Source organism: Pseudomonas gingeri (genome assembly GCF_013386115.1).
In the GTDB taxonomy this organism is placed as follows: domain Bacteria; phylum Pseudomonadota; class Gammaproteobacteria; order Pseudomonadales; family Pseudomonadaceae; genus Aquipseudomonas; species Aquipseudomonas gingeri.
On record NZ_JACAOR010000011.1, the window covers coordinates 480,075 to 501,177 of the forward strand.

The following is a 21,103-nucleotide window of genomic DNA, read 5'->3' on the forward strand; positions in this document are numbered from 1 at the left end:
TAATTTTCTAACTTTTTTCTTACCCTGTTATTATCTTTTTAGAGTTTCTCTAAAATTCTGATTTTATTGTGTTTTTTTATGCTAAAAAGAAAATTACCAAAGTTACCTTTTTTCCAGGGGGCAACCTGAAAACGGGGTGAGGTATAAAGCGAGTAGGTTGGCTGGCCGTCCATGCACGCGGTTTAACTCTCAGAAAACTCGCCTGATCCGACGATAGACATTGCCGGGATTGGAGCCGAGAATCGATGCTTAAAATTTGCTAAAGCAGTCGGCAGAAGCGATAGGGTGATGAGGGAGTAAAACGTAGCTGGTACGCAACTGGTACGCGGGTTGGCGGGGAGGCGTTTGCGCCTTTAGTTACGGGAGGTATAAGAGAAGTTAGTCCAATCCATCATCGGTGCAACGCTGAAGCAGCGAAAGGGCTCGGAGCGGCAAGGGGTAACGTCGTTCAAAGGCATGAAAGGTCTGTCGTTGTGGGCGCAGCCGGCGCGGGGCGCGGGCTTGAGTGGCGTGAGGCTGAATGCGGTGGAGTTCATCAGAATATGGGGTGGTTCAGATGATGACGGCTGCGTCGGATAACTACGAGGCCAGGCTCTCAGGACTGCTTAAATCCGTTCACGCCGTTGAGAGCCAGGATCAAATCGTGCTCACTCATTGGCGGGCTGTAAGAAGTCACTGATCAGGGTGATGAAAGATGTGCCCCCTGGCTTAGGCCGAAGGGGCGGGAAAGATCACACCAGCTGAAACCGCTGACCTACACCTGAGCCATACCCCCATCCACGCAAAGATCGATACCCGCAACAAAACTGCTTTCATCGGACGCAAGGAACAACGCCGCCGAGGCAATTTCATCCGGGCGACCCAGGCGGCCCAATGGCACCGCTTGGGCAAAGGAGGTCTTCACTTGATCGACTTCCTCTTTTGTCGTCGCCTGGCTGTCCATGATCGGGGTATCGACCGGGCCGGGGCTGAGGGTGTTGACGCGGATACCGCGATCCTTGAGTTCGAGGGTCCAGGTCCTGGAGAACGAGCGGATGGCCGCCTTGGTCGCGCTGTAGGTGCTGTAGCCGGGAATGCCTTTGGTCGACGCGATAGAGGCGGTCAGGATGATCGAGCCGCCGTTGCGCATCAGCGGCAGGGCTTTTTGTACGCTGAACAACAGGCCCTTGACGTTGATGTCGAAGGTCTTGTCATAGTGCTCGGCGCTGATCTCGTCGATGGACTTGTTGTCGACGATGCCCGAGTTGGCGAAGAGCACGTCGATGCTGCCTTTCTCGCGCTGTACGACTGCGTAAAGCCGGTCCAGGTCTTGCTGGTTGGAGACGTCACCCTGAACGGCGGTGACATTCCGGCCGATAAGCGCGACTGCCTTGTCCAGCTCTGCCTGGCGTCGGCCAGTGATGAACACGTAAGCACCTTCGCTCACGAATCGCTGCGCGGTGGCCAGGCCAATGCCGCTGCTGCCGCCGGTGATGACTGCGATCTTGCCTTGTAATCTGCTCATGTCTATTTCTCTCGGGAGGATGCGAACACGACTGGCGCTGCGTTGAGTCGCCAGCCTCGTGGTGGGCATCAGTTTCTCCTTCGAGGTAAATACCGAGAACGCCGGTTGTGTGAATAACACCTATGCCTGAGTTGAATGAGGTGACAGGGTACTTTTTGTGAGTCGCGCACCGGATTGGTCGCAGGATTGAAGTCCCCACATCAATTCGATCCGGTCGCCCGTATCCAGTCCAGGGAGGCTCGTACCTGGGCAGCGATAGTGACTTGTCCTTTGAAACCTAACCCTGCGACCTCAACCCTTTCACCAGCCACGCCCCAACCAGCAGAACCAGCGCATTGATCGCAAAGGCAATCCTCACCGACAGCGCCCAGTCGCTGATTGCGTACAGCACAATCCCCATCACCGCTACGCCTGCGAGTGCACCGATCTGGCGATTGGCATTGAGCGAGGCGGCCGCGACGTTGGAGTAGGTGGCGCCGGCCACATGCATGACGCTGCTGATGGCCGCGGGCAGCGCCAGTCCCATGCCGGCATTGCACAAGGCAATGGCCGGCACGATCCAGAGGTAGGCCACGCCACCGCCCACGCAGGCGGTGACAAGGCTGCCAAGTACGGCAATGCTCAGCCCGGTGAGCATCACCCGGCGTTCGCCGAAGCGCTGGGCGAAGCGGCCGGACGCATAGTTGCTGATCGGCACCGTGGCCATGACCGGCAGCATCCAGGCACCGGTCTGCAGCGCCGTGGTGTGGTGAAACTGCTGGAGCAGCAGGGCGACCAGGAAGATCTCGCCAAACAGGGCGAAGTTGATCAGAAAGCCCAGGCCGTTGAGGGCCCAGAAATTGGCGTTGTGGCGCAGCGGCGCAGGGATCACCGGCGAGGACGAGCGCTTTTCCCGCAGGATTACTGCGAGCGCACCGAAGGCGGCCACGGTCATCGCGATCCGGTTGGCCGGGGCTGTCCAGCCCAGCGACGGCCCTTCGATCAGGACGAAGCTGAGTCCGGCCAGGGTCAGCATGATCAGCAGGTGCGTGGGAAGGTTGAAGACGATGGGCCTGCGTGGGGAAGGATGTATCGTCCACAGCGTCAGCAGGATACCCAGCAGGCCGATCGGCAGGTTGAGGTAGAAGATGCTTCTCCAGCCGAGGTCATTGACCAGCAATCCGCCGATAAAGGGGCCGGAGCCGGCGGCGGCCCCGACGATGGCGCCCCAGATGCCGACCATCCGTATGCGCGTGCTGCGGTCGGGAAAGGCTTCGGTCAGTAGGCTCAGGGAGCTGGGCATGAACAGTGCGGCGCCGATACCCTGCAGGAAGCGGGCGCCGATCAGCATCGGTGCCGACGTTGCCAGGCCACATAGCAAGGACGCCAGGATGAACCAGGCGAGACCGAGCATATAGGCGCGCTTGGCCCCCAGCACATTCGCCAGGGCTCCGCCGAGCAACAGGAACGAGGCGAACATCAGGGTGTAGGCGTCGATGACCCAGACCAGCGATGATAGGGTCACGTCGAATTCCCGTTGCAGATCCGAGAGCGCCACATTCACCACGGTCACATCGAGCATCGCCATGACAAAACCCAGTGCCACCGCCAAGAGCACCAGGGCAGTGGGGGCGCGGCTCGTGGGGGCCACGACGCTTTGGCAAGGCACACTCATGCAGCAAACTCCTCAATCTTGGCGGGGGGAGTCCGGTCGGGCTTCGTCAGTACGATAGTCGATGCTTGGTATCTAGAATGCCAACGCATAAAACTGATTTCATGCAGTTGAAAGTCGAATGGATTGTGCTTGAAAGACTTGGGAGGGGGGCGTGGTGCCGATCTCTATCCAGGCCGCCAGGGCGGGTAGGGGTCGGGGGTTGCCGCCGGATCATGCAGACCCCGCTTCTTTCTGGTGTCGAACAGTCAGGATCGTGACGGTATCGAGATCAATTCGATAGCGCGCTACATAGCCGCTGTCTCCAAAATCAATCAACCATTCCCGGTACTCATCGGGCAGGTCATCCACCAGTCTGCCGATCTGCGGCTGCGCTGCCAGTAGCCGCACACCCTGGATGATCGCTTCACCCGCGCGTTTCGCCGCATCGGCATTCTTTGGGCGAAGAAACTCCCGTAGCCGTTGAATATCCCGGATGGCGGCGGGGGCGAAGATCATTCGTGGCATGGAGGTGCAGGTAGCTCGTTCTCAGTTCCCCAACTCGACAGCCATTTCTCGACATCTTCGGCCGTCGCGTGCAGTCCGGTGGCTTGAAATTCTTCCCAGGCTTGCAGCGTCTCCTGTCGGAACGTTTCACGTTTTTCTTCGCGCTCGACGTACTGTGCGATAGCCTCACGCATGATCCAGTGCGAAGTACGGCGGCGAGCATCGGCCAGATGCTGCACGCGTCCTTTCAGCTCATCATCAAGCTTGATGGAGGTTGGGGTTGCCATGTCGGTCTCCTGTAGCAAAAGGTAATACCTGACGCTACTGCAGTTTAGTTACCGCACGCCACCCTGTCCATGACCTCGATTTCGACCTGAATCTTTGCGGGGCAATCAGCTCCGATCCGCACTACATTACTTTCAGACAGACCAAAATTTGCAAAGCCCGACAGGAGCCCCTCATGACGATGATTGACTCGGATCTCTTGAAGCCCTACCTGGCGGCCCGGGACAGCGCTCGCGCGGCCTGGCGGCTGACGGTGGCGTCCTTGAGCAAGACGCCGAAGGAGGCGCTGGAGGAGGGGTTCAGGGCGGTCAGGATCGCCGAGCGGGCGTATTACCGCTGCTGCGAGGATCTGTGCAATGTGGTGCGCAGCGAGATGGAGCGGGCGGAGGATGAGGTGGCCGTGCGGGGGCGTTTTGTCGACGGTAGCCTCTAGGAGGCAGGCCACGGGGACGTGGCCTGTTGATTCCGGCGATGGGTCTTAAATCGTCAGCCGCCGGGGTCGTTCCAGCAGGGCATCCACCATCGCCCTGGCCATTTCCACCGAGTGCGTCACGGTCCAGATCTGATCGCTGGCGATGCCATTGGCGCCTGTGCTGATGTCGTCGGCAACGTATTCGGCCGTTTTCAGAAGTTGTGAAACGCTGGTCAGTGCGTCCTGGAGATTGATGTCTTCGCGTACGGAGAAGAGCGACTTTTTCTGAGAAAGAAGTACTTCGGACGTTTCAATAATGAGTGCAGGCGAAGTGCAGGGTGGATCAGGAACAATTTTCTTGTGCATGTTCATGGGGGCAACTCCAATGGTTCGTTGGACCGCCACCGCCTGCTGTCAAACAAGTTTAGGTGGCAGCTGTACGCAGGTTGACAGACCGGGAACCAAAGAAACCGGCGCATCCGAAGATGCCCTGCGCACAGCCGCCGCAACACGTAATCACAGGCGTAAAAAAAACGCCAGCAAATGGAGTTTGGGCGCTTATGCGCAGTGGTTCATTTCGGTCTGTCAAAACCGGTCGCCGATTTGGCGGCGACCCTGAAAAACTATCGGGATAGACAGGCTGCGGCAAGGCTGCGAATCCTGCAAAACCGTAGGTCTTATCGACGTTTCGAGTGGGCTATCTCCTACTCGTTGTGCCGAGCGTGAGCCACCCGACGCGTTCGGGATCCTCGGCGTCTGAAAATAAAAATTTACAAAGTTGAAATGAACTTTTTCTGTTTTAAATAATGTCCTGTGTATTCATCTGCTTTGTAATCTTTGTGCGTAGTCCATTGCCTACATAGTGCGTAGGAGTAGCGGATAACTGGCTGTGGAAAACTCAAGATTACTCAATGAAATATGAAGCCGATCTGGAAAGTCCCTGTTTCACCGCCCATGAACAAAGCTCACATCTGCGTTAGGTTGACAGCGCTCCCCATGAGGGAGCCTGTTCAATCAATGGAGTGAGAAAATGAACAAACCTTTACCCAATCCAGTGCTCCGGCACGGTCGTGTCATTTCCCCCGCCAGTCGCGGTTCGGTAGCCGTCGAAGTCGGTCTGCTCGGTAACTGGCAGGTCAATGAAATGGAAGGCGGCAAGAACTTTCCGGCGCTGACCGCCGGGCCTTTCCCCGCGCCCTTCGAGACGGATGATCCCAGCGTCGTGCCTCCGGCTGACGGCCATATCCTCAGTGGTGGCAAGACCGATGACCGCGATTGCCTCAACTTCACCAACGAAGAAATGAGCCAGAAGCTCAATCGCCCCTTCACCTGGCCGCTGCTGAATGTCGATCCGGGCCAGGTCTTCCAGGTGAAATGGGAATACACCGCGCCCCATGTCACCCGTGGCTATCGCTGGTTGATCACCCGGGATGGCTGGGACCCGAAACAGCGCATCAGTCGTGCGCAGCTGGAGGCCAAGCCGTTCTTCGAGGACTTCTACCCGCAGGTGCCGTACTACCAGCATACCGACGAGCTCAAGGCCCGGGTCGATCATTCGGTGAAGCTGCCCTCCGGCAAGAAAGGCCATCACGTCATCGTCCTGCTGTGGATCGTCGCCAATACCGGCAATGCCTTCTACCAGGCCTTCGATGTGGACTTCAAATAACGCCGTGAACCGGCGGACAACCCTGTGCAATTTCTGAAGGATCAGAATGTGACCACTATCAATTTTTCACTGCAAAAATCCCAGGCCAATGATTCGGCATCGCTGATGCCGAGCCTGGATGGCAAGAAAATCCTCATGGGTTTCTGGCACAACTGGGCCGCAGGCCCGGGCGATGGCTATCAGGGCGGCAAGTTCGCCAATATTCCCCTGGTGGATATCCCCAAGGAATACAACGTTGTGGCCGTGGCTTTCATGAAGGGCAACGGTATCCCGACCTTCAAACCCTACAATCTCTCCGACGAGGAGTTTCGCCGCCAGGTCGGTGTGCTGAACAGCCAGGGCCGGGCGGTGCTGATTTCCCTTGGCGGCGCCGATGCGCATATCGAATTGCGCAAGGGCAGCGAGCAGCCGCTGGCCAATGAAATCATCCGCCTGGTGGAGACCTATGGTTTCGACGGGCTGGATATCGACCTGGAACAGAGCGCCATCGACTACGCCGACAACAAGGTCGTGCTGCCCGCTGCCCTGAAGCTGGTCAAGGATCACTACAAGGGCGAGGGCAAGCATTTCATCATCAGCATGGCGCCGGAGTTTCCCTATCTGAGCAGCAACGGCAAGTACGTCGACTACATCAAGGCCCTCGAAGGCTATTACGACTTTATCGCGCCGCAGTACTACAACCAGGGCGGCGACGGCGTCTGGGTGCCTGAAGCCAATGGCGGGCAGGGCGCCTGGATCGCGCAGAACAACGACGCGATGAAGGAGGACTTCCTCTACTACCTGACCGACAGCCTGGTGACGGGGACTCGCGGTTTCACCCGGATCGCCGCGGACAAGTTCGTCATCGGCCTGCCGGCCAACGTCGATGCGGCGGCGACGGGCTATGTGATCGACCCGAAGGCGGTGAGCAATGCCTTCAAGCGACTTGATGCGGCAGGGCATTCGATCAAGGGGCTGATGACCTGGTCGATCAACTGGGACCAGGGCCTGAGTAAGAGTCAGGTGCCTTACAACTGGGAGTTCCGTAATCGTTATGCGCCACTGATCCACGGTGCACGAGCGACGACGGCGGACAAGCGCCAGGCGTGAGACGCCAGCAAGACAAAACCCGGCATTTTCGCTGGGTTTTGTCTGTCTGGTCAGCGCCGTGCCCGGCGCTTGTCGGGGGGGATCAATATCGCCTACGGCCCGCTTCAGTCCTTCCTTGCAATCTTGGCCTTGGTCTTGACCTGTCCGCGCGGGTACAACGATTTCCCCAGTTTCTGGCGTTCATCCAGGGGCAGGGTGCCGGCAAAGTCCGCCACGGTGTTGTCCACCAGTACCCTCAGGGCATCGTCTGCCTCACGGGCGCGGCCAAGGTCGGCCATCAGTGCGCTGCGATCCAGTGTCGGCGCCTCCAGTTGCCTGATCACATCCATGCGCGCTTCACGCCCGGCGATGATCAGCGGCTGACTGTCCGCCTGGTTGCGTCGCAGCAACTGCCGCAATTCTTTGCGGCGTGCCTCGGGCAGTTGCTGCATCGCCTGGCGCAAGCCGTGGGGATTGACCACGGTCTCGGCGGGCTTGGCGTTGACCAGCCAGTGATACAGGCCGCCGCCGACACCGCCGATGAGGAACACATTGAACAGCAACGACACGACCAGCAGCGGTTTCAGGTACTTGGGCTTCAGGTGCTTGGGTGGCGGGGTCATTGCTCGCTTTCCTCGGCGTTGACGGTAAAGACGACATCGGCATCGCCATGGTCGAAGACGCTGGGCAGCACTTCGGCTGACAGCATCGGCAGCGGCAGGCTCAGGGACGCCACCAGGATACCGGCCGCGACACCGGCCACGCCGACCCCGACAAAACCCGCGGGGGAAAGCCAGCCGGCATAGCGGCTCCAGAACGATGGCGGTCGCGCGGGATTGGCCGACAGGCGGACCTGTCGGATCAGCGCCGGATCCACGGCCGGCAGTGTGTGGCTGTCGAGCAGGCTGTCGAGCCAGCGGGCCTGTTGCACGGCGTCGAGGGCGGTGCTGTCGCCGCGATCGAGCAGCGCCTGGGCGGCGGCCTGTTCGCCGGCCGGCCAGCGTCGCAGGTCGGCACCATAGGCCTCGGCCAATTGACCAAATCGTTCGGGCGTCATCGTTTTTCCCTCCCTAGGCTGGCTTCGCCGGATGTCTCGGCAAGGTAGCTGCGCAGGTTGCGCCTGGCCCGCGACAGCAGGCTTTCCAGTGCCTCGACGCTGATATTCATCAGGGCCGCGGCTTCGATGTTCGACAGCTCCTGGTAATACTGCAGCACGATGGCCTCGCGCTGCCGGTCGGGCAATGCCGCCAGCGCCGCGGCCATCTGCTCGCTGCGGGCGGTGGCTTCCAGTTGTTCATCGGGCGGCGGCGCGCTGTCGACCACCTCGATCATGTCCTCGTCATCGGCCAGCGGGCGCTCCTTGCGCCGGCGCAGGCGATCATGACAGAGATTGAGGGCGACCCGGTGCAGCCAGGTGTCGAAACGTGCCTCGCCGCTGCGCCAGTTCGCCGCCTGTCTCCAGATGCGCAGGAAGCTTTCCTGCGCGACATCTTTGGCCTCGTCGGCATCACCGAGGATCCGACCGGCGAGCGCCAGCAGACGGGGCAGCTTGCGCGACACCATCTCGTTGACGGCCGCCGGTTCGTTGTTGCCGATGCGGGCCAGCAACTCAACGTCCGGATCAGTTTCTTTCAATATGGCAAATCCCGGTCCGGTATCTGAGTGTCAGGTGCAGGGCGCCGCCTGGCAGCGGAGTGCGCAGCCAGGCGATGTGGGCTTAGCGGATCCAGTGGCCTTCGACCCAGAACCAGCGCGGTCCGTGGGCTTCCCAGTGGCCGGGTTCCCAGCGCGCATTGCGCATCACCGGCTGCCAGTGGCCCGGTTCCCAGACATAACCGCGACCTTCCCAGCGCCAGTGCCCGCGGTCCCAGGCGTAACCGGGACGTTCGACGGGAACGGCTTCGACGCGTACGGGCGGCGGGGCTTCGCGGATGATGACTTCGGTCTGGGCAAAGGTCGGCGTGCTGGTCAGGGCCGCGAATGCCAACGGGATAAGCAGGGCATAGCGTAATTTGGCCAGAGGTCGTGCAGGTCTCATGACAACTCCTTCATGCGGCGGACGAAAGTGAACGCTGCTGATGGGTTGAACGCGGGACGCCCGGAAAATCCGTCGCGAAAAAAACAGTTTTTTTCACGGCGGGTTTGAGGCGTTGTTCGAGGGAAGTATTGCCCAGGGTTTGCGGGCACTTCATGAAATTGTTGAAAGGTAGCGACGGATTCCGGCGGGTGGTGACGTTCAACCGGTAACCGCTGGCAATCGACAGGTGCCTTGGCCCTGTCTGTTACCCGCCATATCCACCGTGCCCTACCTGCTGAATCATGAGGAAAACCACCATGTCTCGTCGTCTCTCGTTGCTCGTTGCCGCCGTCCTGCTCCTGAGCCTCAGCGGCTGTGTGATCCTGCCGGGGCACCGCGATCATTGCTGCTGGCGCTACTACGGGGCTGTCTCCACCTCGACGGGGGTAGCGGTTTCCTGATCGGCGATCCCGGCGTCTTTCCGTGCCTGACGGGAAAAGGGGCGGGACGAGCCTTGCCCCTCATGACGCCGTCCCGGATCTTGTCCTGGGTTTTTTCGGCTTGCCCAGGACGCGATTCAGTTCCCCGGCCACGGCAATCAACTGCTGTTCAAGCGCCTGGACCTCGTAACGGCCGATGCCTTCGTTGAGCGTCAAGACTGCCTCGGCCCGTTTTCGCGGGGCGGGCGCAAGATTGTGGGTGGCTTGGGAAATCAGGGCCTGGCGCAGCAGGTTGTTGATAATGGTCTGGTAGCCCGTTCCCGCGCTTTCGGCGAGTGCGCGCGCCGCGTCGATCACCTCGTCGTCCAGCATGATGGTGATCCGTGTCTTGCCCGTGCTGCTGGCAACGGCCCCACGCCTGGCTTTGCTGAAGTCATACTCTTCTTTCATCGGTCAACTCTCCAGATATTGGCGACGTTCATTTCTCGAGGCGGCTCGTGCGCTGATGATTCGAACAAAATCCGGATCACGGTAGGTGTAGGCCGCCACCAGCAAGCGACCGGTGGCGTCCATTCCCATGATGATCCAACGCTCTTCGCCATGATCGCGGTCCTGAAAGGTGAGTGCCGCCTCGTCGTAGAACAGGGGTTCTGCATCGGCAAGGCTCACCCCGGCGTGCTTTTGCTTGTTTGTGGCGTTTTTGGTCTCGTCGTACTGGATTCGGAATGTTTTCATTATGCATACTTTATATGTATATGGAAGGTCTTCGATGTACCTTTCGGCGGCTGAATTCCGGGAATGGCAAGCCGATGAAAGAGAGGGGGCGGGGCGATTTATCGGGATAAGGACGGAATCCCGATGATGTGCGGCCGCCAAGTGACTGAAACAGGTTTGGGAGGAGGGATCCTGATCGTCGGGCCATAAAAAACCGCATCATTGATGCAGGTTGTTTCAGGCCGGTCTGGCCATGCCGGACACGGTGTGCGTCGGAGCTTGTACGCCACGTCGAAACTCTGGCCAGAGCCTTTGGATGGTCTTGATGGAGGCGCGGTCAGAACAGGGCTGACACAAATGGAATCAGTTTACAGCTTGCCTTTTTGGGTTTGTTTTAACTGGAAATTCGTAAAAAACAGGCCCATCATTCGCCGCGCTGTCTACGCTCCAGGGGACTGCTGCGTGTCTGTGCGAAGACCGTGAACCACTCGCCTTTTTTCAGGAACTCATCTTGTCTAACGTCTGCTCCAGCGGCCTCGATATTGGCTTCGCTTCTCTGAATTATTTACAAATCGGCATTCTGGGTGTCATTCAGGGCATCACCGAATTGCTGCCGATTTCCTCCACCGCCCATATGCGCATCGTTCCGGCCGTGCTCGGCTGGCAGGATCCGGGCTCGGCGTTTTCGGCAGCCATGCAACTGGCGGCCCTGGCGGCCGTGGTCAGTTATTTCTGGCGCGATGTGCGTGACGTGGTCGGTGGCAGTATCGGTGCGGTACGCCAGCGCGATTTCGACAGCCAGTGGTTCAAGCTGGCGGTGGCGATCATCCTGGCGACCATTCCCATCGGGATTGCCGGCCTGGCCTTGTCGTCCACCCTCAATGCCTGCGATTCACCCTTGCGCGGCCTGACGGTCATCGGGATTTCCTGCCTGGTGATGGCGGTATTGATGGCGGTGTCGGAGTTCAGTTGCCGGCATCAGCGGGTGGTCGGCGAAATGCGCCTGCGCGATGCACTGATTGTCGGCATTGCCCAGATCGGCGCGTTGATCCCGGGTGTGTCGCGTTCCGGCTCGACCCTGACCGCGGCCCTGTTCCTCAACTTCAAGCGTGAAGAGGCCGCGCGCTTCTCGTTCCTGCTCGGCCTGCCGGCGATTGCCCTGGCTGGATTGAAGGAGCTGTGGGTGCTGCACCACGCGCAGATCCCGGTGGAAGCCTGGACCCATCTGCTATTCGGCCTGGTGGTGGCCAGCGTCTCGGCGTTCGGCGCGATCTGGGGCCTGATGCGTTTCCTCGAGCGCTTCTCGACCTGGCCGTTCGTGGCCTATCGGGCTGTCCTGGGGATCTTCCTGATCGTTTCGGTCCACACCGGTTTCCTGTCCTGATCGAGTGCCGGGAGGCGCAACTTTCGCGCTGCGCCGCCTGGCCGGTTTCCCCCATTTGCAGGCCCTGTCCGGCGGGCAAAAAAAAGCCCGCATGCGGGCGGGCTTAAATGGGAGGTTCACCAAAGGAGCAGGGACAAATATAAACAGCCGGCGCCCTTGGCACAGTGAAAGAAGTTTTATCTGAACGGCGCTGGAAGCCACGCACGGCAAGGGCTCAGAGCGGTTTTTCGATGCGATCGTAGCGCTGTTTCAACTGCGTCAGGCGCTTCTCGTACTGATCCAGGAGACAGTCGTTGTCGCTGCCACAGGCGTTGCGCTCCTTGAGCCAGGCGACCTGCTCATCCTGCATGGCGCCCCGGTTTCCCATGGCGAACAGACCGCGCAGCAAGCGGTAGGTGGTGGCCATTTCGACGTCGAGGTCGTTGAGTTGCCGGTCGGTGCAAATGGCGATTTCGGCGGGCTGCTTGGCTTTGCCACAGTCGAAGCTGGCCGCCTGGGCAGTGCCCAGGAACAGGGTTAGCGCAGCCAGTACCCATAAAGATTTTTTCATGCTCGTCTTCAGCGCTCGGTTTTTACCTTGATTCCACTCAGACCAGCCTGGGCGCCATTGGTTTTACGGCCGCCTTGCGCTTGGCGCACCGATCGTTCCCACGCTCTGCGTGGGCACGCCGCCCGTGACGCTCCGCGTCACTCGCACAGCGGACGCGGAGCGTCCATAGAGGCATTCCCACGCGGAGCGTGGGAACGATCAACAAGGGGCGGTTTCAGTTGCGCAGCAATCGCGCTTGCAGGTGCTGGCGCACCTCAGGCCATTCATCGTCGATGATACTGAAGCGCACCGAATTGCGCTTGCGCCCGTCGGGCATGATCCGTTCGTTGCGCACGATCCCTTCCTGCCTGGCGCCCAGGCGCAGGATCGCCGCGCGCGAGCGGGCGTTGATCTCATCGGTGGTGAACTGCACGCGTACGCACTCCAGGTCCTCGAAGGCATGGCGCAGCATCAGGTACTTGACCTCGGTGTTGACGAAGCTTTTCTGCCAGCGGGCCGAGATCCAGGTGCTACCGATCTCCAGCTTGCGATAGGTGCGGTCGATCTTCCAGAAGCGCGTGGAGCCGATGATTTCGCCTGACTCCCTGAGCACGATGGCAAACGGCATCCCGTTGCCGGCTTCGCGCCCGGCGAGGGCGGCGCGGATGTACTGTTCGACGGTGGCTGTCGAGGGCACGACGGTGAAGGGCAGGTTCCACAGTTCGCCGTCCCGGGCCGCCTCGACCAGGGCATCGGCATCATCGAACTGGAGCGGGCGCAGCAGCAGGCGCTGCCCCTCGAGGGAGCGGGTAAGCAGGAGGTTTTTCACGGCACGGGCTCGCGGGGATGGTTCTCCCTCGCATTACAGTGAGCACGAGGGGCCTTGGCAAGGACCATTTGTGTTGAAAGCGCAGGTGCCAATGTCGGTGGCACCTGCGGACTGGCGACCTTACTCGACGGTGTAGCTTTCCAGTTGGTTGCCGTCGGCATCGAATACCAGGCGTTGCGCGTCGTTTTTCGGATCGTAGACCGTGTACTGGGCATCGTTGCTGTTGGCCGAGACCTTGCCCTGGGAGAAATAACCCAGTTCCTTGACCACGCGATTCTGCCGGTCGATCAGCACCAGGCCGTCAAATCCCTGTTCCGGCTCGGCTGCCGCCAGGTTCTTCTGGAAGGTGTAGATGGATTTGTAGGCCAGGGGAATCTGCAGCTTGCCTTGCAGGTCGATGGCCCCGCGCTTGCTGTCCTTGACCACGATGGCCATGCCGTTGGAGAACGGCTGGACATCGTCGTAGGGCAGGTTGAAGGGCAGGCGTTCGCCACGGCTGTTGATAAAGGCGAACTGCTTGCTCTTGAGGTTCTGCACCAGCAGCGGCTGTTCCCCTTCGAAGGTGCCGATCACATTGAAACCTTCCGGGTTGATCTTTTTCCCGGTCAGGTCGAACACCTCGTCCAGGTGCCGGTCGGCGCTGCTGGTATAGATGAAGTCGCCGTGTTGCGTCGCGTTGGAGTAGCGCGGCGGCAGGATTTCCTTGCCGGCCAGGGTGTAGGCACCGTATCTGGGTTGGAATTCATAGGTCTTGTCGCCGAGGCGGGCGATAAAGATATCGCCGCTTACCTGCGGACTGACGAACTTCATGGGGATCGTGAACTGCTGTTTTTTCAGGTCATAGACGCCATAGGGGCCGTTGGATTCACGCTCCACCAGCAGCAGGTCGTCCTTCAGCGATTGTTCGATGACCTCGAAGGGCAGTTGTTTGAGGGTATCGGTGCCGGGCAGCAGATAGAAGTATTTGCTCAGCAGTTCCACCGTGTCGTCGTCGACGGGCTTTTCGCTGACCACCATGCTGTAGATGCCCGGCTCGGACAGGGCCTCGATACGCAGGAAGCGCGGCTTGATCAGCCACTTGCCACTGGCATCGACAAAGCCGGCACGCCGGGTCTTGTCGTCATAGGCGATGTAGTGGCTTTGCACCGGCGTGCTGTTGAGCAATTCCAGGGAGGCCGTGCGCTGCACCGCCGGGGCCAGGACATAGAGGGTGACGCGCTGCGGCGTGTCTTCGAAGTGGTACTCGGCCTGGACATTGCTGTGGCTGTCTTTGCTGTCCGGCAGTGCCTGGACGAACTGTTCAAGATGTTGCTGGAGGTTCTTGCTGTCGGGGTACTGGTCGAAGTGCTTGCGCACCGTCACCAGTTCCTCGTAGTACTTCTTCAGGTTGGCCTTGGCTTCTTCCGAAGGCAGCGTGTGCGAACTGCTGCCGGTGTTGTGCAGGGGCTTGTCCGGATTGGCGCCATACGCCTGCACCACCAGGGATGTGTCCTTGGGGGGCGACAGCAGCAGGGAGACGCTCTTGTCGGAAATGGCCGACAGTTGATACTGCTCGCCGTTGCCGAAGCCGGCCTTCGGGTGATCCTTGTCCAGCACGATCTTGCGCACGGACGGATAACTCGGATAGGTCACCGTGACCTTCAGCTTGTCCAGCGGCTTGTTCACCGTGAGCGCCGCATCGGAAGGCCGTCCGCTTTCCTTCAGGGCGGCGGTTTCGCTCGGGTTGACGATATCGGCAAAGGCCTGTTCCGAACCGTCCCTGAAATAGACCCGGTCGATCTGGTACTGCTCTTCCAGGCGTTGCTCGGGCGGTGCGGCGCGTTGCCAGAAGTCATCGAGAGGGCTGGTGTCGAGACGGACCAGGCTGCCGGCGGTGCCGATTTTCTGGATGACCCGCGGGGTGTCCTTGAGGTTCGCCAGGGCCTGTTCGACCTCCGGGGTGGCAAAGGGCTGGAACGGCGGGTCGTACTGCAATTCGGTGGGGGGTGTATCGCCTGTCGCCGGGCTGATCTGCAGGTCCAGGCCCTCGATCATCGCCTGGGCATTGAGGGTGCTGCGCATCACCGTGATCAGGTAGTTGAGGCGCTTCCTGGCTTCCGGCAGCGACAGCGAGGCAAGATCGTCGATATCGCCTTCGTTCATGTCCTCGGCGCCGTATTCCTCGCCGCTGATGATCGTCGGTCGATCATGGGATTGCACCAGGTAGTAGCTGCCGCCTGCCGCCAGCAGGGCAACCACCAGTGCCGATAACGCCGCGATCCGGATATTTTTCTTGTGCATGAGACGCTCACTCCCTGAAACCGGCTCGCAATACCGCGAACAACGATGGTTCCTTGGAGGCGCCGAATGGGAAAACATTCCCTTCGGCGATGCTGTTTATTGGCTATCAGTGTGTATTCGTGGACTGTTTCGCAATCGAAGGGGGTTATTCCTGGCTGATATCCAGCAATTGCGGCTTGGCAATCGCCAGGTAGTCGCGGGTGGCGAGGACCATGGAGGCGTCCAGGCGCCCGGCATTGAAGGCGATTTCCTCATAACGACGGGGCAGGGCAGGGTCGACGATCAGTTGGATCCGCTCATCGAAGACGAACGGCGGAATCGCGCCGATCCGGCAACCGGTCAGCGCCATGGCGGTTTCGGCCTTCACCAGTTCGGCCTTTTTCCCGCCCAGGGCGGCGCCGAGTTTTTTCATGTCGAGCTTCTGGTCACCCGGCAGGATGGCCAGGGCATAACGCTCGGCCTGGCCCTTGAGGGCGCAGAGCATGGCCTTGGCGCCCTGGCCCGGTTCGGTGCCACGGATCTGCGCGACCCGCGCCGACTGGCCCTCGGCGTCGTGCAGCAAGACACGGTAGCTGGCGGCATGGGCGTCCAGCAGGCTGACCAGTTGATCGAAGATCGGATACATGGAGCGTTCCTCAGATTTGCGTGATCAGGTCATAGGAGAGCTTGCTGATCAGGATGACCAGCAGCACCAGGAACAGCGCGCGGACAAAGGGCACGCCCTTGTGCACCGCCAGCCAGGTGCCGGTCAGGGCGCCGAGGATATTGAACAGCGCCATGGGAATCGCCACCAGGTACAGCACGTTGCCGGTGGGGATGAAGAACACCAGCGCGGCGACGTTGGTCGCGATGTTCACCAGTTTCGCCGAGGCCGAGGCATGGAGGAAGTCGAAGGCGAAACAGCGGATGAACAGGAAGATCAGGAAGCTGCCGGTGCCGGGGCCGAACAGCCCGTCGTAGAAACCGATGGCGCCACCGATCAGGACCGCCAGGAGCTTTTCCCGAGTGCCGATGCGCATGGGCTTGTGCAGGGCACCAAAGTCCTTTTTCCAGAAGGTGTAGAGCGCCATCAGCACGATCAGCACCAGCACCGCCGGGCGGATCACCGATTGCGGCACGGCCGAGACCGTCGCCGCGCCGCAGAAGGCCATGACAAAGGCCGCGCAGGCCGCCGGGATCACCAGCCCCCAGTCGATCACCACCTTGCGTACGAACGACCGCGCCGCGAAGGTCGTGCCACACGCCGCGGCGACCTTGTTGGTCCCCAGCAGCGCGGCCGGCGGGGCCGTGGGCAGCACATTGAACAACGCGGGGATCTGGATCAGTCCGCCGCCGCCGACCGCCGCGTCGATAAGACCGGCACAGAAGGCGAAGACGCAAAGGAGGGTGATATCGACCATGAAATCAGGCTCTGACAATAAAGGGTTGAGTCGGGTCCAGCGGCACCACGCGGGCTGCGTCGTCGACCCCGAATACCCGGATCATCCAGCGGTCGCGGCCGTCATAGCGCGGGGCGAAACCGTCCCGGGCGTGCAGGGTCTGCTGGTTCTTGAAGATCAGCATGTCGCCGGGCTGGAGCAGGATGTGGCGGGTGACATCGGGGTGGTTGGCGGCCGCCTCGAACAATTGCAGGGCAACGTCCGCATTGGCCGTGGTCGCGGTGACGCTGGCTTTGTTGTAGCGGCAGTGCAGGCCGCCGGATGGGGTTCTGTAGAGCAGCGGGACGCTTTCCAGGACATTGCCCTGCTTGCCGAACGAGTCCGGCCGGCGAATGGCAAAGTTCGGCTGTTGCAGTTCCTGCTCGACAAAGTCGGGCAGGCTGTCCAGCACGTCCTGGATGGCGACGATGCGCGTAGGCACGTCCAGCTCGCAACGCAGGCCGGTCAGGCTCAGGTATTCGGGGCAGGCCGACAAACCGGTGACCGCTTCGCAGGTCAGCGGCAGGTGCGGGTTGTCGACATGCATGCCCAGGCCCAGGCGGGAGCCGAACGAGCTGGTGGTGGTTTCGTGTTCCTGCTTGGGCGAGACATGCCGGAAGACCGTGGTGTCGCTTTCTCCTTCATACCCCACCGGCCGGGTTTCCAGCATCGCCAGGACCGACAGGATCGCGCCGGCCAGGACCGGCACCTGTTCGATACCGGGTTCGGCGTCGTAGGGCGTGGCCGGCAACCCCGGGTCGACCGGCAGGCCGCGGACAATCAGGGCCACGTCGCGGGAGCGGGGGAAGTCGCGCAGCACCTGGCGTTTCTTCGCGCCCAGCACCGTCTCCAGCATCCGGGCGAGCGCCGGCATCTGTGCTATACCCGAAGCACTGTCAGTGATTGCGCGGTGCGCGAGGGCTTCATTCAACTGCTGATGCTCGGCGAACGAAATGTGAATTTCGGGCAGGGCCGACAAAGCGGATGCCGGCGGTTTAGGGGCCAGCCATTGCTGGCTTTCTTCACTGATCCGGGAGGCCGATTTCCTGACTGTTTCATCCAGCTTTGACACGTCCTTTGCTCCTGTATGCCTACGTCCCTGTGGGTTAAGCGCGCAGGCTAACGGAAGGGGCGTTTTTGTGTTGCAATGCCACATTGTGAAAAGTGCAACGAGGTCAGGAATGGCGCTGGATATGTTGGGTGAGCTCGAAGCGTTCGCGACCGTGGCGCGCAAGCGCAGTTTTATTGCCGCGGCGCGTACCCTGGGACGCTCGCCGAGCTCGCTGACCCGTGCCATTCAGGCCCTTGAGGAAAGTGCCGGGGTCAAGCTGTTCAATCGCTCGGCCAATGCGGTGAGCCTGACCGAGGCCGGTGAGCGCCTGTTGCCCCATGCCCACAAAATGCTGGATCTGCAACGTGAAGCCGATGAAGACCTGGCCGGCATCAGCGGCCTGGCCACCGGCTGGATCCGCCTTTCAGCCCCGGAGTTTCTCGGTCACGGAGTGATGCCGCGGCTGATCGCGCAGTACTGCGAGCGCTATCCCGAGGTGAGTATCGACGTGATCTTCACCGACGAAACCATCGACCCGGCCAAGAGCAAGCTGGACTTTTCTATCCGCGGCGCCTTTCCGCAGTCCAGCGACCTGATCGGTTTTCCGCTCTGGAGCTATGCCCGTCATCTGTATGCCAGTCCCGCTTATCTGGAGCGCCGTGGCACGCCAGATTCGATAGAGGCATTGGAAACCCATTCGTTGATCCTGCACACCGCCCCAAGGATTCTTAAAGAATGGAATTTTCGCAGCGAGCAGCAGGCAATGAGCTTGCGGGTGCATCCGAAATTTCGCTTCAGCTCCGGCGCGGCGGTGTTTCAGGCTGCGTTGGCGGGGGTGGGCATTGCCCGGCTGGCGGATTGGCTGGCCGAGCCCGAGGTGGAACTCGGGCGGCTGGTGCGGGTTTGTCCCGAGTACCGGCTGACGTCCAGCCATGGCGAGAATCCGCAGATGCATGCGGTGTACCCGGCCGGCAACCTGCCGCTGCGGGTGAAGATGCTGCTGGACCTGATCCGCGCCTTTGGCGACAACGTCGGCCGGGCCTGATCAGGCCGGTGGTGTTTCGCCGAAACGACCGCGCACCAGCTCGACGAAGCGCGCCGCCGCCGGTCCCAGGGTCTGGCCACTGCGAGTGATCAGGCCGATCTCGCGACTGACGCCGGGATGTTCCACCGGCAGTCGCCTGAGCCCATGGAGCCCGTCATCCGCCGATTCCGGCAGGAGCGTCATGCCCAGGCCCTGGCGCACCAGAGCCAGTACCGTGGACATGTAGTTGGCCTCCAGTCCCGGCACCAGGGCCAGGCCTTGCTCGTCGAACAACTGCTCGACCCGTTCGCGCACGCTGCTGTCGCGCCCGGTGAGGATCATCGGCTGGCCGCTCAGGTTCGACAGGCGCACGCGTTTTTTCCGCGCCAGCGCATGTTGCTGCGGCACGAACAGGCAGAGCCGGTCGACCATCACCACTTCGAAGTCCAGGCCATGATTGAGCCGGGCCCGCACGCCCAGGCCGAAATCCACCTCGTTCTCCCGCACCAGCGCATCGATGCGTTGGGCGACCACATCGCGCAGGCGCACTTCGACGCCGGGAAAGGCCTCGCGAAACGTGCGCAGTACCGGCGGCAGGGCGCCGGAGCAGATCGACGGCAGGGCGGCGATGGTCACCACCCCGCGTTGCAGGCTGGCCAGGTCGCGGGAGCCGCTGACGATATTGTCCAGGTCCAGCAGCAGCTTCTCCATCGGCCCCCGGGCCTGCTGTCCGGCGCTGGTCAGGCTGACCTGGCGCGGGCTGCGTTCGAGCAGGGCGACGCCGAGCCAGTCTTCCAGTTGCTGGACCTGCACGGTCAATGCCGAGGGCGACAGGTGCAATTCGTCCGCCGCCCGGGTGAAGCTGCCGGTACGGGCCACGGTAAGAAAAGCGCGGATATGCTGGATGGAGTTCTTCATTCTGTTTTTCCGAACATAAGGCGGTGAACATTCCAATTTACAAAGCTTAACCGCGTTCCAATACTCCAGGGAAAACAATAACCGTCCACCCCCGGGCCACTCGCCTGTCGGGGCGGCTCACTGGAGTCTTCCCATGCTTGCCACGCTGGGTGTCATCACCATTCTCTGTCTGCTTGCTGCTGTCATGAGCAAGCGCCTCTCGCCCCTGGTTGCCCTGATTGCCCTGCCGATCATTGCCGCGTTGCTCGGTGGCTTCGGCCTGCAGACCAGTGCCTTTATCGTCACCGGTATCAAGAACGTCGCCCCGGTGGTGGGGATGTTCGTCTTTGCCATCCTGTTCTTCGGGGTGATGACCGATGCCGGCATGCTCGACCCGATCATCGACCGTATCCTGCGCACCGTCGGCACGCGGCCGACCCGTATCGTCATGGGCACCGCGCTCCTGGCTTTGCTGGTACACCTCGACGGTTCGGGCGCGGTGACCTTCCTGGTGACGGTCCCGGCGATGCTGCCGTTGTACACGCGGCTGGGTATCGACCGACGGATCCTCGCCTGTGTCGCGGCCATGGCCGCCGGGGTCAACTTCCTGCCCTGGACCGGCCCGGTGCTGCGCTCATCGGCGGCCCTGCACGTACCGGTGGCGGACCTGTTCCAGCCACTGATCCCGGTGCAGATCGTCGGCCTGCTGTTTGTCTTCGCCAGCGCCTGGTGGCTGGGGCGTCGTGAAGAGCGTCGCCTCGGGCTCGGCGCGGGCGCCGCGGTGGACAGCGTGCCCACCCGGGTAATCGGTGCGGAGGAAGAGCGCCTGCGTCGGCCGCGGTTGTTCTGGGCCAACCTGTTGCTGACCGTGCTGGTGATGGTGGTGATGATCGCCGGCTGGGTCGACCCGGTGGTGATGTTCATGCTCGGCACGGTGGTCGCGCTGTGCCTCAACTATCCGAACGTCGACGCCCAGCGCGCCCGTATCGATGCCCATGCCAAGACCGCGCTGACCATGGCCAGCATTCTCCTGGCGGCCGGGGTGTTCACTGGGATCATGCAGGGCACCGGCATGCTCAAGGCCATGGCCGAAGTGGCGGTGGCGCAGATTCCCGCCGGGCACGGCAAGCTGATTCCGGCCGTGGTGGGCTTCCTGTCGATGCCGCTGAGCCTGCTGTTCGATCCGGACTCTTTCTACTTCGGCGTCATGCCGGTGATCGCCGAAGTCGGCAAGGCCCTCGGCGTGGAGCCGTTGCAGGTGGCCCAGGCGTCGCTGCTCGGTGTGCACACCACCGGCTTCCCGGTCAGCCCGCTGACCCCGGCGACCTTCCTGCTGGTGGGGCTGTGCAAGATCGAACTGGCCGATCACCAGCGTTTCACCATTCCGTTCCTGTTCGCCGCCTCGGTGCTGATGACCCTGACGGCGTTGCTTCTGGGCGTCTTCTGAC

Annotated in this window: 24 protein-coding genes and 1 pseudogene; 7 read left to right on the forward strand and 18 right to left on the reverse strand. The window is 61.3% G+C overall.

Annotated features, from left to right (window positions below; genetic code table 11):
- Positions 1-754: 754 nt before the first annotated feature.
- The 4 genes from HX881_RS23235 to HX881_RS23250 form a co-directional block, all read right to left on the reverse strand.
- On the reverse strand, positions 755-1,504 hold the full coding sequence (locus HX881_RS23235) for an SDR family NAD(P)-dependent oxidoreductase (protein WP_177086807.1): 750 nt from the start codon (positions 1,502-1,504) through the stop codon (positions 755-757).
- Positions 1,505-1,781: 277 nt separating this feature from the next.
- A complete protein-coding gene (locus HX881_RS23240) occupies positions 1,782-3,158 on the reverse strand; it encodes an MFS transporter (RefSeq protein ID WP_177086809.1) in 1,377 nt (458 codons plus the stop codon).
- A 210-nt stretch (positions 3,159-3,368) separates the two neighbouring features.
- Positions 3,369-3,662, reverse strand: a complete 294-nt coding sequence (locus tag HX881_RS23245; protein ID WP_042936135.1) for a type II toxin-antitoxin system RelE/ParE family toxin — start codon at positions 3,660-3,662, stop codon at positions 3,369-3,371.
- Complete coding sequence (locus tag HX881_RS23250; RefSeq protein ID WP_017127942.1) at positions 3,650-3,928, reverse strand: CopG family ribbon-helix-helix protein; 279 nt, start codon at positions 3,926-3,928, stop codon at positions 3,650-3,652. Before HX881_RS23250 ends, HX881_RS23245 begins: the two co-directional genes overlap by 13 nt.
- Positions 3,929-4,101: 173 nt before the next feature.
- Here HX881_RS23250 and HX881_RS23255 point away from each other — a divergent pair, with 173 nt between their 5' ends.
- Positions 4,102-4,359: a hypothetical protein gene (locus HX881_RS23255; protein ID WP_017127943.1), complete on the forward strand. Its 258-nt coding sequence runs from the start codon at positions 4,102-4,104 to the stop codon at positions 4,357-4,359.
- A gap of 45 nt (positions 4,360-4,404) precedes the next feature.
- Here HX881_RS23255 and HX881_RS23260 read toward each other — a convergent pair whose 3' ends face one another.
- Positions 4,405-4,710, reverse strand: coding sequence for a DUF3077 domain-containing protein (locus HX881_RS23260; protein ID WP_246356557.1), 306 nt, complete (start codon positions 4,708-4,710; stop codon positions 4,405-4,407).
- 658 nt (positions 4,711-5,368) lie between these two features.
- On the opposite strand from HX881_RS23260, the gene HX881_RS23265 reads away from it, so the two are divergent.
- Complete coding sequence (locus HX881_RS23265; RefSeq protein ID WP_177063762.1) at positions 5,369-6,004, forward strand: lytic polysaccharide monooxygenase auxiliary activity family 9 protein; 636 nt, start codon at positions 5,369-5,371, stop codon at positions 6,002-6,004.
- Positions 6,005-6,052: 48 nt separating this feature from the next.
- Positions 6,053-7,090 (forward strand): annotated as a pseudogene (locus HX881_RS23270) (chitinase); the annotation flags it as partial.
- Between the two features lie 107 nt (positions 7,091-7,197).
- Here the strand turns inward: HX881_RS23270 and HX881_RS23275 are convergent.
- The 4 genes from HX881_RS23275 to HX881_RS23290 all read right to left on the reverse strand — a co-directional run bounded on the left by HX881_RS23275 (position 7,198) and on the right by HX881_RS23290 (position 9,110).
- Positions 7,198-7,695, reverse strand: coding sequence for a periplasmic heavy metal sensor (locus HX881_RS23275; RefSeq protein ID WP_017127947.1), 498 nt, complete (start codon positions 7,693-7,695; stop codon positions 7,198-7,200).
- A complete protein-coding gene (locus HX881_RS23280) occupies positions 7,692-8,129 on the reverse strand; it encodes a hypothetical protein (protein ID WP_177086811.1) in 438 nt (145 codons plus the stop codon). The genes HX881_RS23275 and HX881_RS23280 overlap by 4 nt, the downstream gene beginning before the upstream one ends.
- Entirely contained in the window at positions 8,126-8,707 is a 582-nt protein-coding gene (locus tag HX881_RS23285; protein WP_177086813.1) for an RNA polymerase sigma factor, read from the reverse strand. Before HX881_RS23285 ends, HX881_RS23280 begins: the two co-directional genes overlap by 4 nt.
- A gap of 82 nt (positions 8,708-8,789) precedes the next feature.
- Positions 8,790-9,110: a YXWGXW repeat-containing protein gene (locus tag HX881_RS23290; protein ID WP_017127950.1), complete on the reverse strand. Its 321-nt coding sequence runs from the start codon at positions 9,108-9,110 to the stop codon at positions 8,790-8,792.
- 296 nt (positions 9,111-9,406) lie between these two features.
- Between HX881_RS23290 and HX881_RS23295 the strand changes: the two genes are divergently transcribed.
- Entirely contained in the window at positions 9,407-9,550 is a 144-nt protein-coding gene (locus tag HX881_RS23295; protein WP_167331653.1) for a hypothetical protein, read from the forward strand.
- Positions 9,551-9,610: 60 nt separating this feature from the next.
- On the opposite strand, the gene HX881_RS23300 is transcribed toward HX881_RS23295, so the two are convergent.
- Positions 9,611-9,979 carry a BrnA antitoxin family protein gene (locus tag HX881_RS23300; protein ID WP_017127951.1) on the reverse strand — a complete coding sequence of 123 codons (369 nt, stop codon included), beginning with the start codon at positions 9,977-9,979 and terminating at the stop codon, positions 9,611-9,613.
- A gap of 3 nt (positions 9,980-9,982) precedes the next feature.
- On the reverse strand, positions 9,983-10,264 hold the full coding sequence (locus HX881_RS23305; protein WP_177086815.1) for a BrnT family toxin: 282 nt from the start codon (positions 10,262-10,264) through the stop codon (positions 9,983-9,985).
- A 490-nt stretch (positions 10,265-10,754) separates the two neighbouring features.
- On the opposite strand from HX881_RS23305, the gene uppP reads away from it, so the two are divergent.
- Positions 10,755-11,627 carry an undecaprenyl-diphosphatase UppP gene (gene uppP, locus HX881_RS23310; RefSeq protein WP_017127953.1) on the forward strand — a complete coding sequence of 291 codons (873 nt, stop codon included), beginning with the start codon at positions 10,755-10,757 and terminating at the stop codon, positions 11,625-11,627.
- A gap of 214 nt (positions 11,628-11,841) precedes the next feature.
- On the opposite strand, the gene HX881_RS23315 is transcribed toward uppP, so the two are convergent.
- The 6 genes from HX881_RS23315 to HX881_RS23340 form a co-directional block, all read right to left on the reverse strand.
- Positions 11,842-12,177 carry a lysozyme inhibitor LprI family protein gene (locus HX881_RS23315; protein ID WP_177086817.1) on the reverse strand — a complete coding sequence of 112 codons (336 nt, stop codon included), beginning with the start codon at positions 12,175-12,177 and terminating at the stop codon, positions 11,842-11,844.
- 214 nt (positions 12,178-12,391) lie between these two features.
- Positions 12,392-12,985, reverse strand: coding sequence for a GNAT family N-acetyltransferase (locus HX881_RS23320; RefSeq protein WP_343054813.1), 594 nt, complete (start codon positions 12,983-12,985; stop codon positions 12,392-12,394).
- Positions 12,986-13,105: 120 nt separating this feature from the next.
- On the reverse strand, positions 13,106-15,265 hold the full coding sequence (locus HX881_RS23325) for a WG repeat-containing protein (protein WP_177086818.1): 2,160 nt from the start codon (positions 15,263-15,265) through the stop codon (positions 13,106-13,108).
- 145 nt (positions 15,266-15,410) lie between these two features.
- On the reverse strand, positions 15,411-15,890 hold the full coding sequence (locus tag HX881_RS23330) for a YbaK/prolyl-tRNA synthetase associated domain-containing protein (protein WP_177086820.1): 480 nt from the start codon (positions 15,888-15,890) through the stop codon (positions 15,411-15,413).
- 10 nt (positions 15,891-15,900) lie between these two features.
- Entirely contained in the window at positions 15,901-16,665 is a 765-nt protein-coding gene (locus HX881_RS23335) for a sulfite exporter TauE/SafE family protein (RefSeq protein ID WP_177086822.1), read from the reverse strand.
- Positions 16,666-16,669: 4 nt separating this feature from the next.
- Entirely contained in the window at positions 16,670-17,557 is an 888-nt protein-coding gene (locus HX881_RS23340; protein WP_246356558.1) for a TauD/TfdA family dioxygenase, read from the reverse strand.
- 307 nt (positions 17,558-17,864) lie between these two features.
- On the opposite strand from HX881_RS23340, the gene HX881_RS23345 reads away from it, so the two are divergent.
- On the forward strand, positions 17,865-18,779 hold the full coding sequence (locus HX881_RS23345) for a LysR family transcriptional regulator (protein ID WP_177086824.1): 915 nt from the start codon (positions 17,865-17,867) through the stop codon (positions 18,777-18,779).
- Here the strand turns inward: HX881_RS23345 and HX881_RS23350 are convergent, their stop codons facing one another.
- Positions 18,780-19,676, reverse strand: coding sequence for a LysR family transcriptional regulator (locus HX881_RS23350; protein WP_177086826.1), 897 nt, complete (start codon positions 19,674-19,676; stop codon positions 18,780-18,782).
- Between the two features lie 133 nt (positions 19,677-19,809).
- On the opposite strand from HX881_RS23350, the gene HX881_RS23355 reads away from it, so the two are divergent.
- Positions 19,810-21,102 (forward strand): CitMHS family transporter, encoded by a 1,293-nt coding sequence (locus tag HX881_RS23355; RefSeq protein WP_017127960.1) that lies wholly within the window; start codon positions 19,810-19,812, stop codon positions 21,100-21,102.
- The last annotated feature ends 1 nt before the right edge of the window (position 21,103 follow it).

Excerpts from the sequence above, each read along its gene's own strand:
- HX881_RS23255 (WP_017127943.1), top strand. The coding sequence starts at position 4,102 with ATGACGATGATTGACTCGGATCTCTTGAAGCCCTACCTGGCGGCCCGG.
- HX881_RS23340 (WP_246356558.1), bottom strand. The coding sequence starts at position 17,557 with ATGCCGGCGCTCGCCCGGATGCTGGAGACGGTGCTGGGCGCGAAGAAA.
- HX881_RS23355 (WP_017127960.1), top strand. The coding sequence starts at position 19,810 with ATGCTTGCCACGCTGGGTGTCATCACCATTCTCTGTCTGCTTGCTGCT.
- HX881_RS23330 (WP_177086820.1), bottom strand. The coding sequence starts at position 15,890 with ATGTATCCGATCTTCGATCAACTGGTCAGCCTGCTGGACGCCCATGCC.
- HX881_RS23315 (WP_177086817.1), bottom strand. The coding sequence starts at position 12,177 with ATGAAAAAATCTTTATGGGTACTGGCTGCGCTAACCCTGTTCCTGGGC.
- HX881_RS23335 (WP_177086822.1), bottom strand. The coding sequence starts at position 16,665 with ATGGTCGATATCACCCTCCTTTGCGTCTTCGCCTTCTGTGCCGGTCTT.
- HX881_RS23280 (WP_177086811.1), bottom strand. The coding sequence starts at position 8,129 with ATGACGCCCGAACGATTTGGTCAATTGGCCGAGGCCTATGGTGCCGAC.
- HX881_RS23235 (WP_177086807.1), bottom strand. The coding sequence starts at position 1,504 with ATGAGCAGATTACAAGGCAAGATCGCAGTCATCACCGGCGGCAGCAGC.
- HX881_RS23265 (WP_177063762.1), top strand. The coding sequence starts at position 5,369 with ATGAACAAACCTTTACCCAATCCAGTGCTCCGGCACGGTCGTGTCATT.
- HX881_RS23325 (WP_177086818.1), bottom strand. The coding sequence starts at position 15,265 with ATGCACAAGAAAAATATCCGGATCGCGGCGTTATCGGCACTGGTGGTT.
- HX881_RS23345 (WP_177086824.1), top strand. The coding sequence starts at position 17,865 with ATGGCGCTGGATATGTTGGGTGAGCTCGAAGCGTTCGCGACCGTGGCG.
- HX881_RS23350 (WP_177086826.1), bottom strand. The coding sequence starts at position 19,676 with ATGAAGAACTCCATCCAGCATATCCGCGCTTTTCTTACCGTGGCCCGT.
- HX881_RS23290 (WP_017127950.1), bottom strand. The coding sequence starts at position 9,110 with ATGAGACCTGCACGACCTCTGGCCAAATTACGCTATGCCCTGCTTATC.
- HX881_RS23260 (WP_246356557.1), bottom strand. The coding sequence starts at position 4,710 with ATGAACATGCACAAGAAAATTGTTCCTGATCCACCCTGCACTTCGCCT.
- HX881_RS23300 (WP_017127951.1), bottom strand. The coding sequence starts at position 9,979 with ATGAAAGAAGAGTATGACTTCAGCAAAGCCAGGCGTGGGGCCGTTGCC.
- HX881_RS23275 (WP_017127947.1), bottom strand. The coding sequence starts at position 7,695 with ATGACCCCGCCACCCAAGCACCTGAAGCCCAAGTACCTGAAACCGCTG.
- HX881_RS23240 (WP_177086809.1), bottom strand. The coding sequence starts at position 3,158 with ATGAGTGTGCCTTGCCAAAGCGTCGTGGCCCCCACGAGCCGCGCCCCC.
- HX881_RS23250 (WP_017127942.1), bottom strand. The coding sequence starts at position 3,928 with ATGGCAACCCCAACCTCCATCAAGCTTGATGATGAGCTGAAAGGACGC.
- HX881_RS23305 (WP_177086815.1), bottom strand. The coding sequence starts at position 10,264 with ATGAAAACATTCCGAATCCAGTACGACGAGACCAAAAACGCCACAAAC.
- HX881_RS23245 (WP_042936135.1), bottom strand. The coding sequence starts at position 3,662 with ATGCCACGAATGATCTTCGCCCCCGCCGCCATCCGGGATATTCAACGG.
- HX881_RS23295 (WP_167331653.1), top strand. The coding sequence starts at position 9,407 with ATGTCTCGTCGTCTCTCGTTGCTCGTTGCCGCCGTCCTGCTCCTGAGC.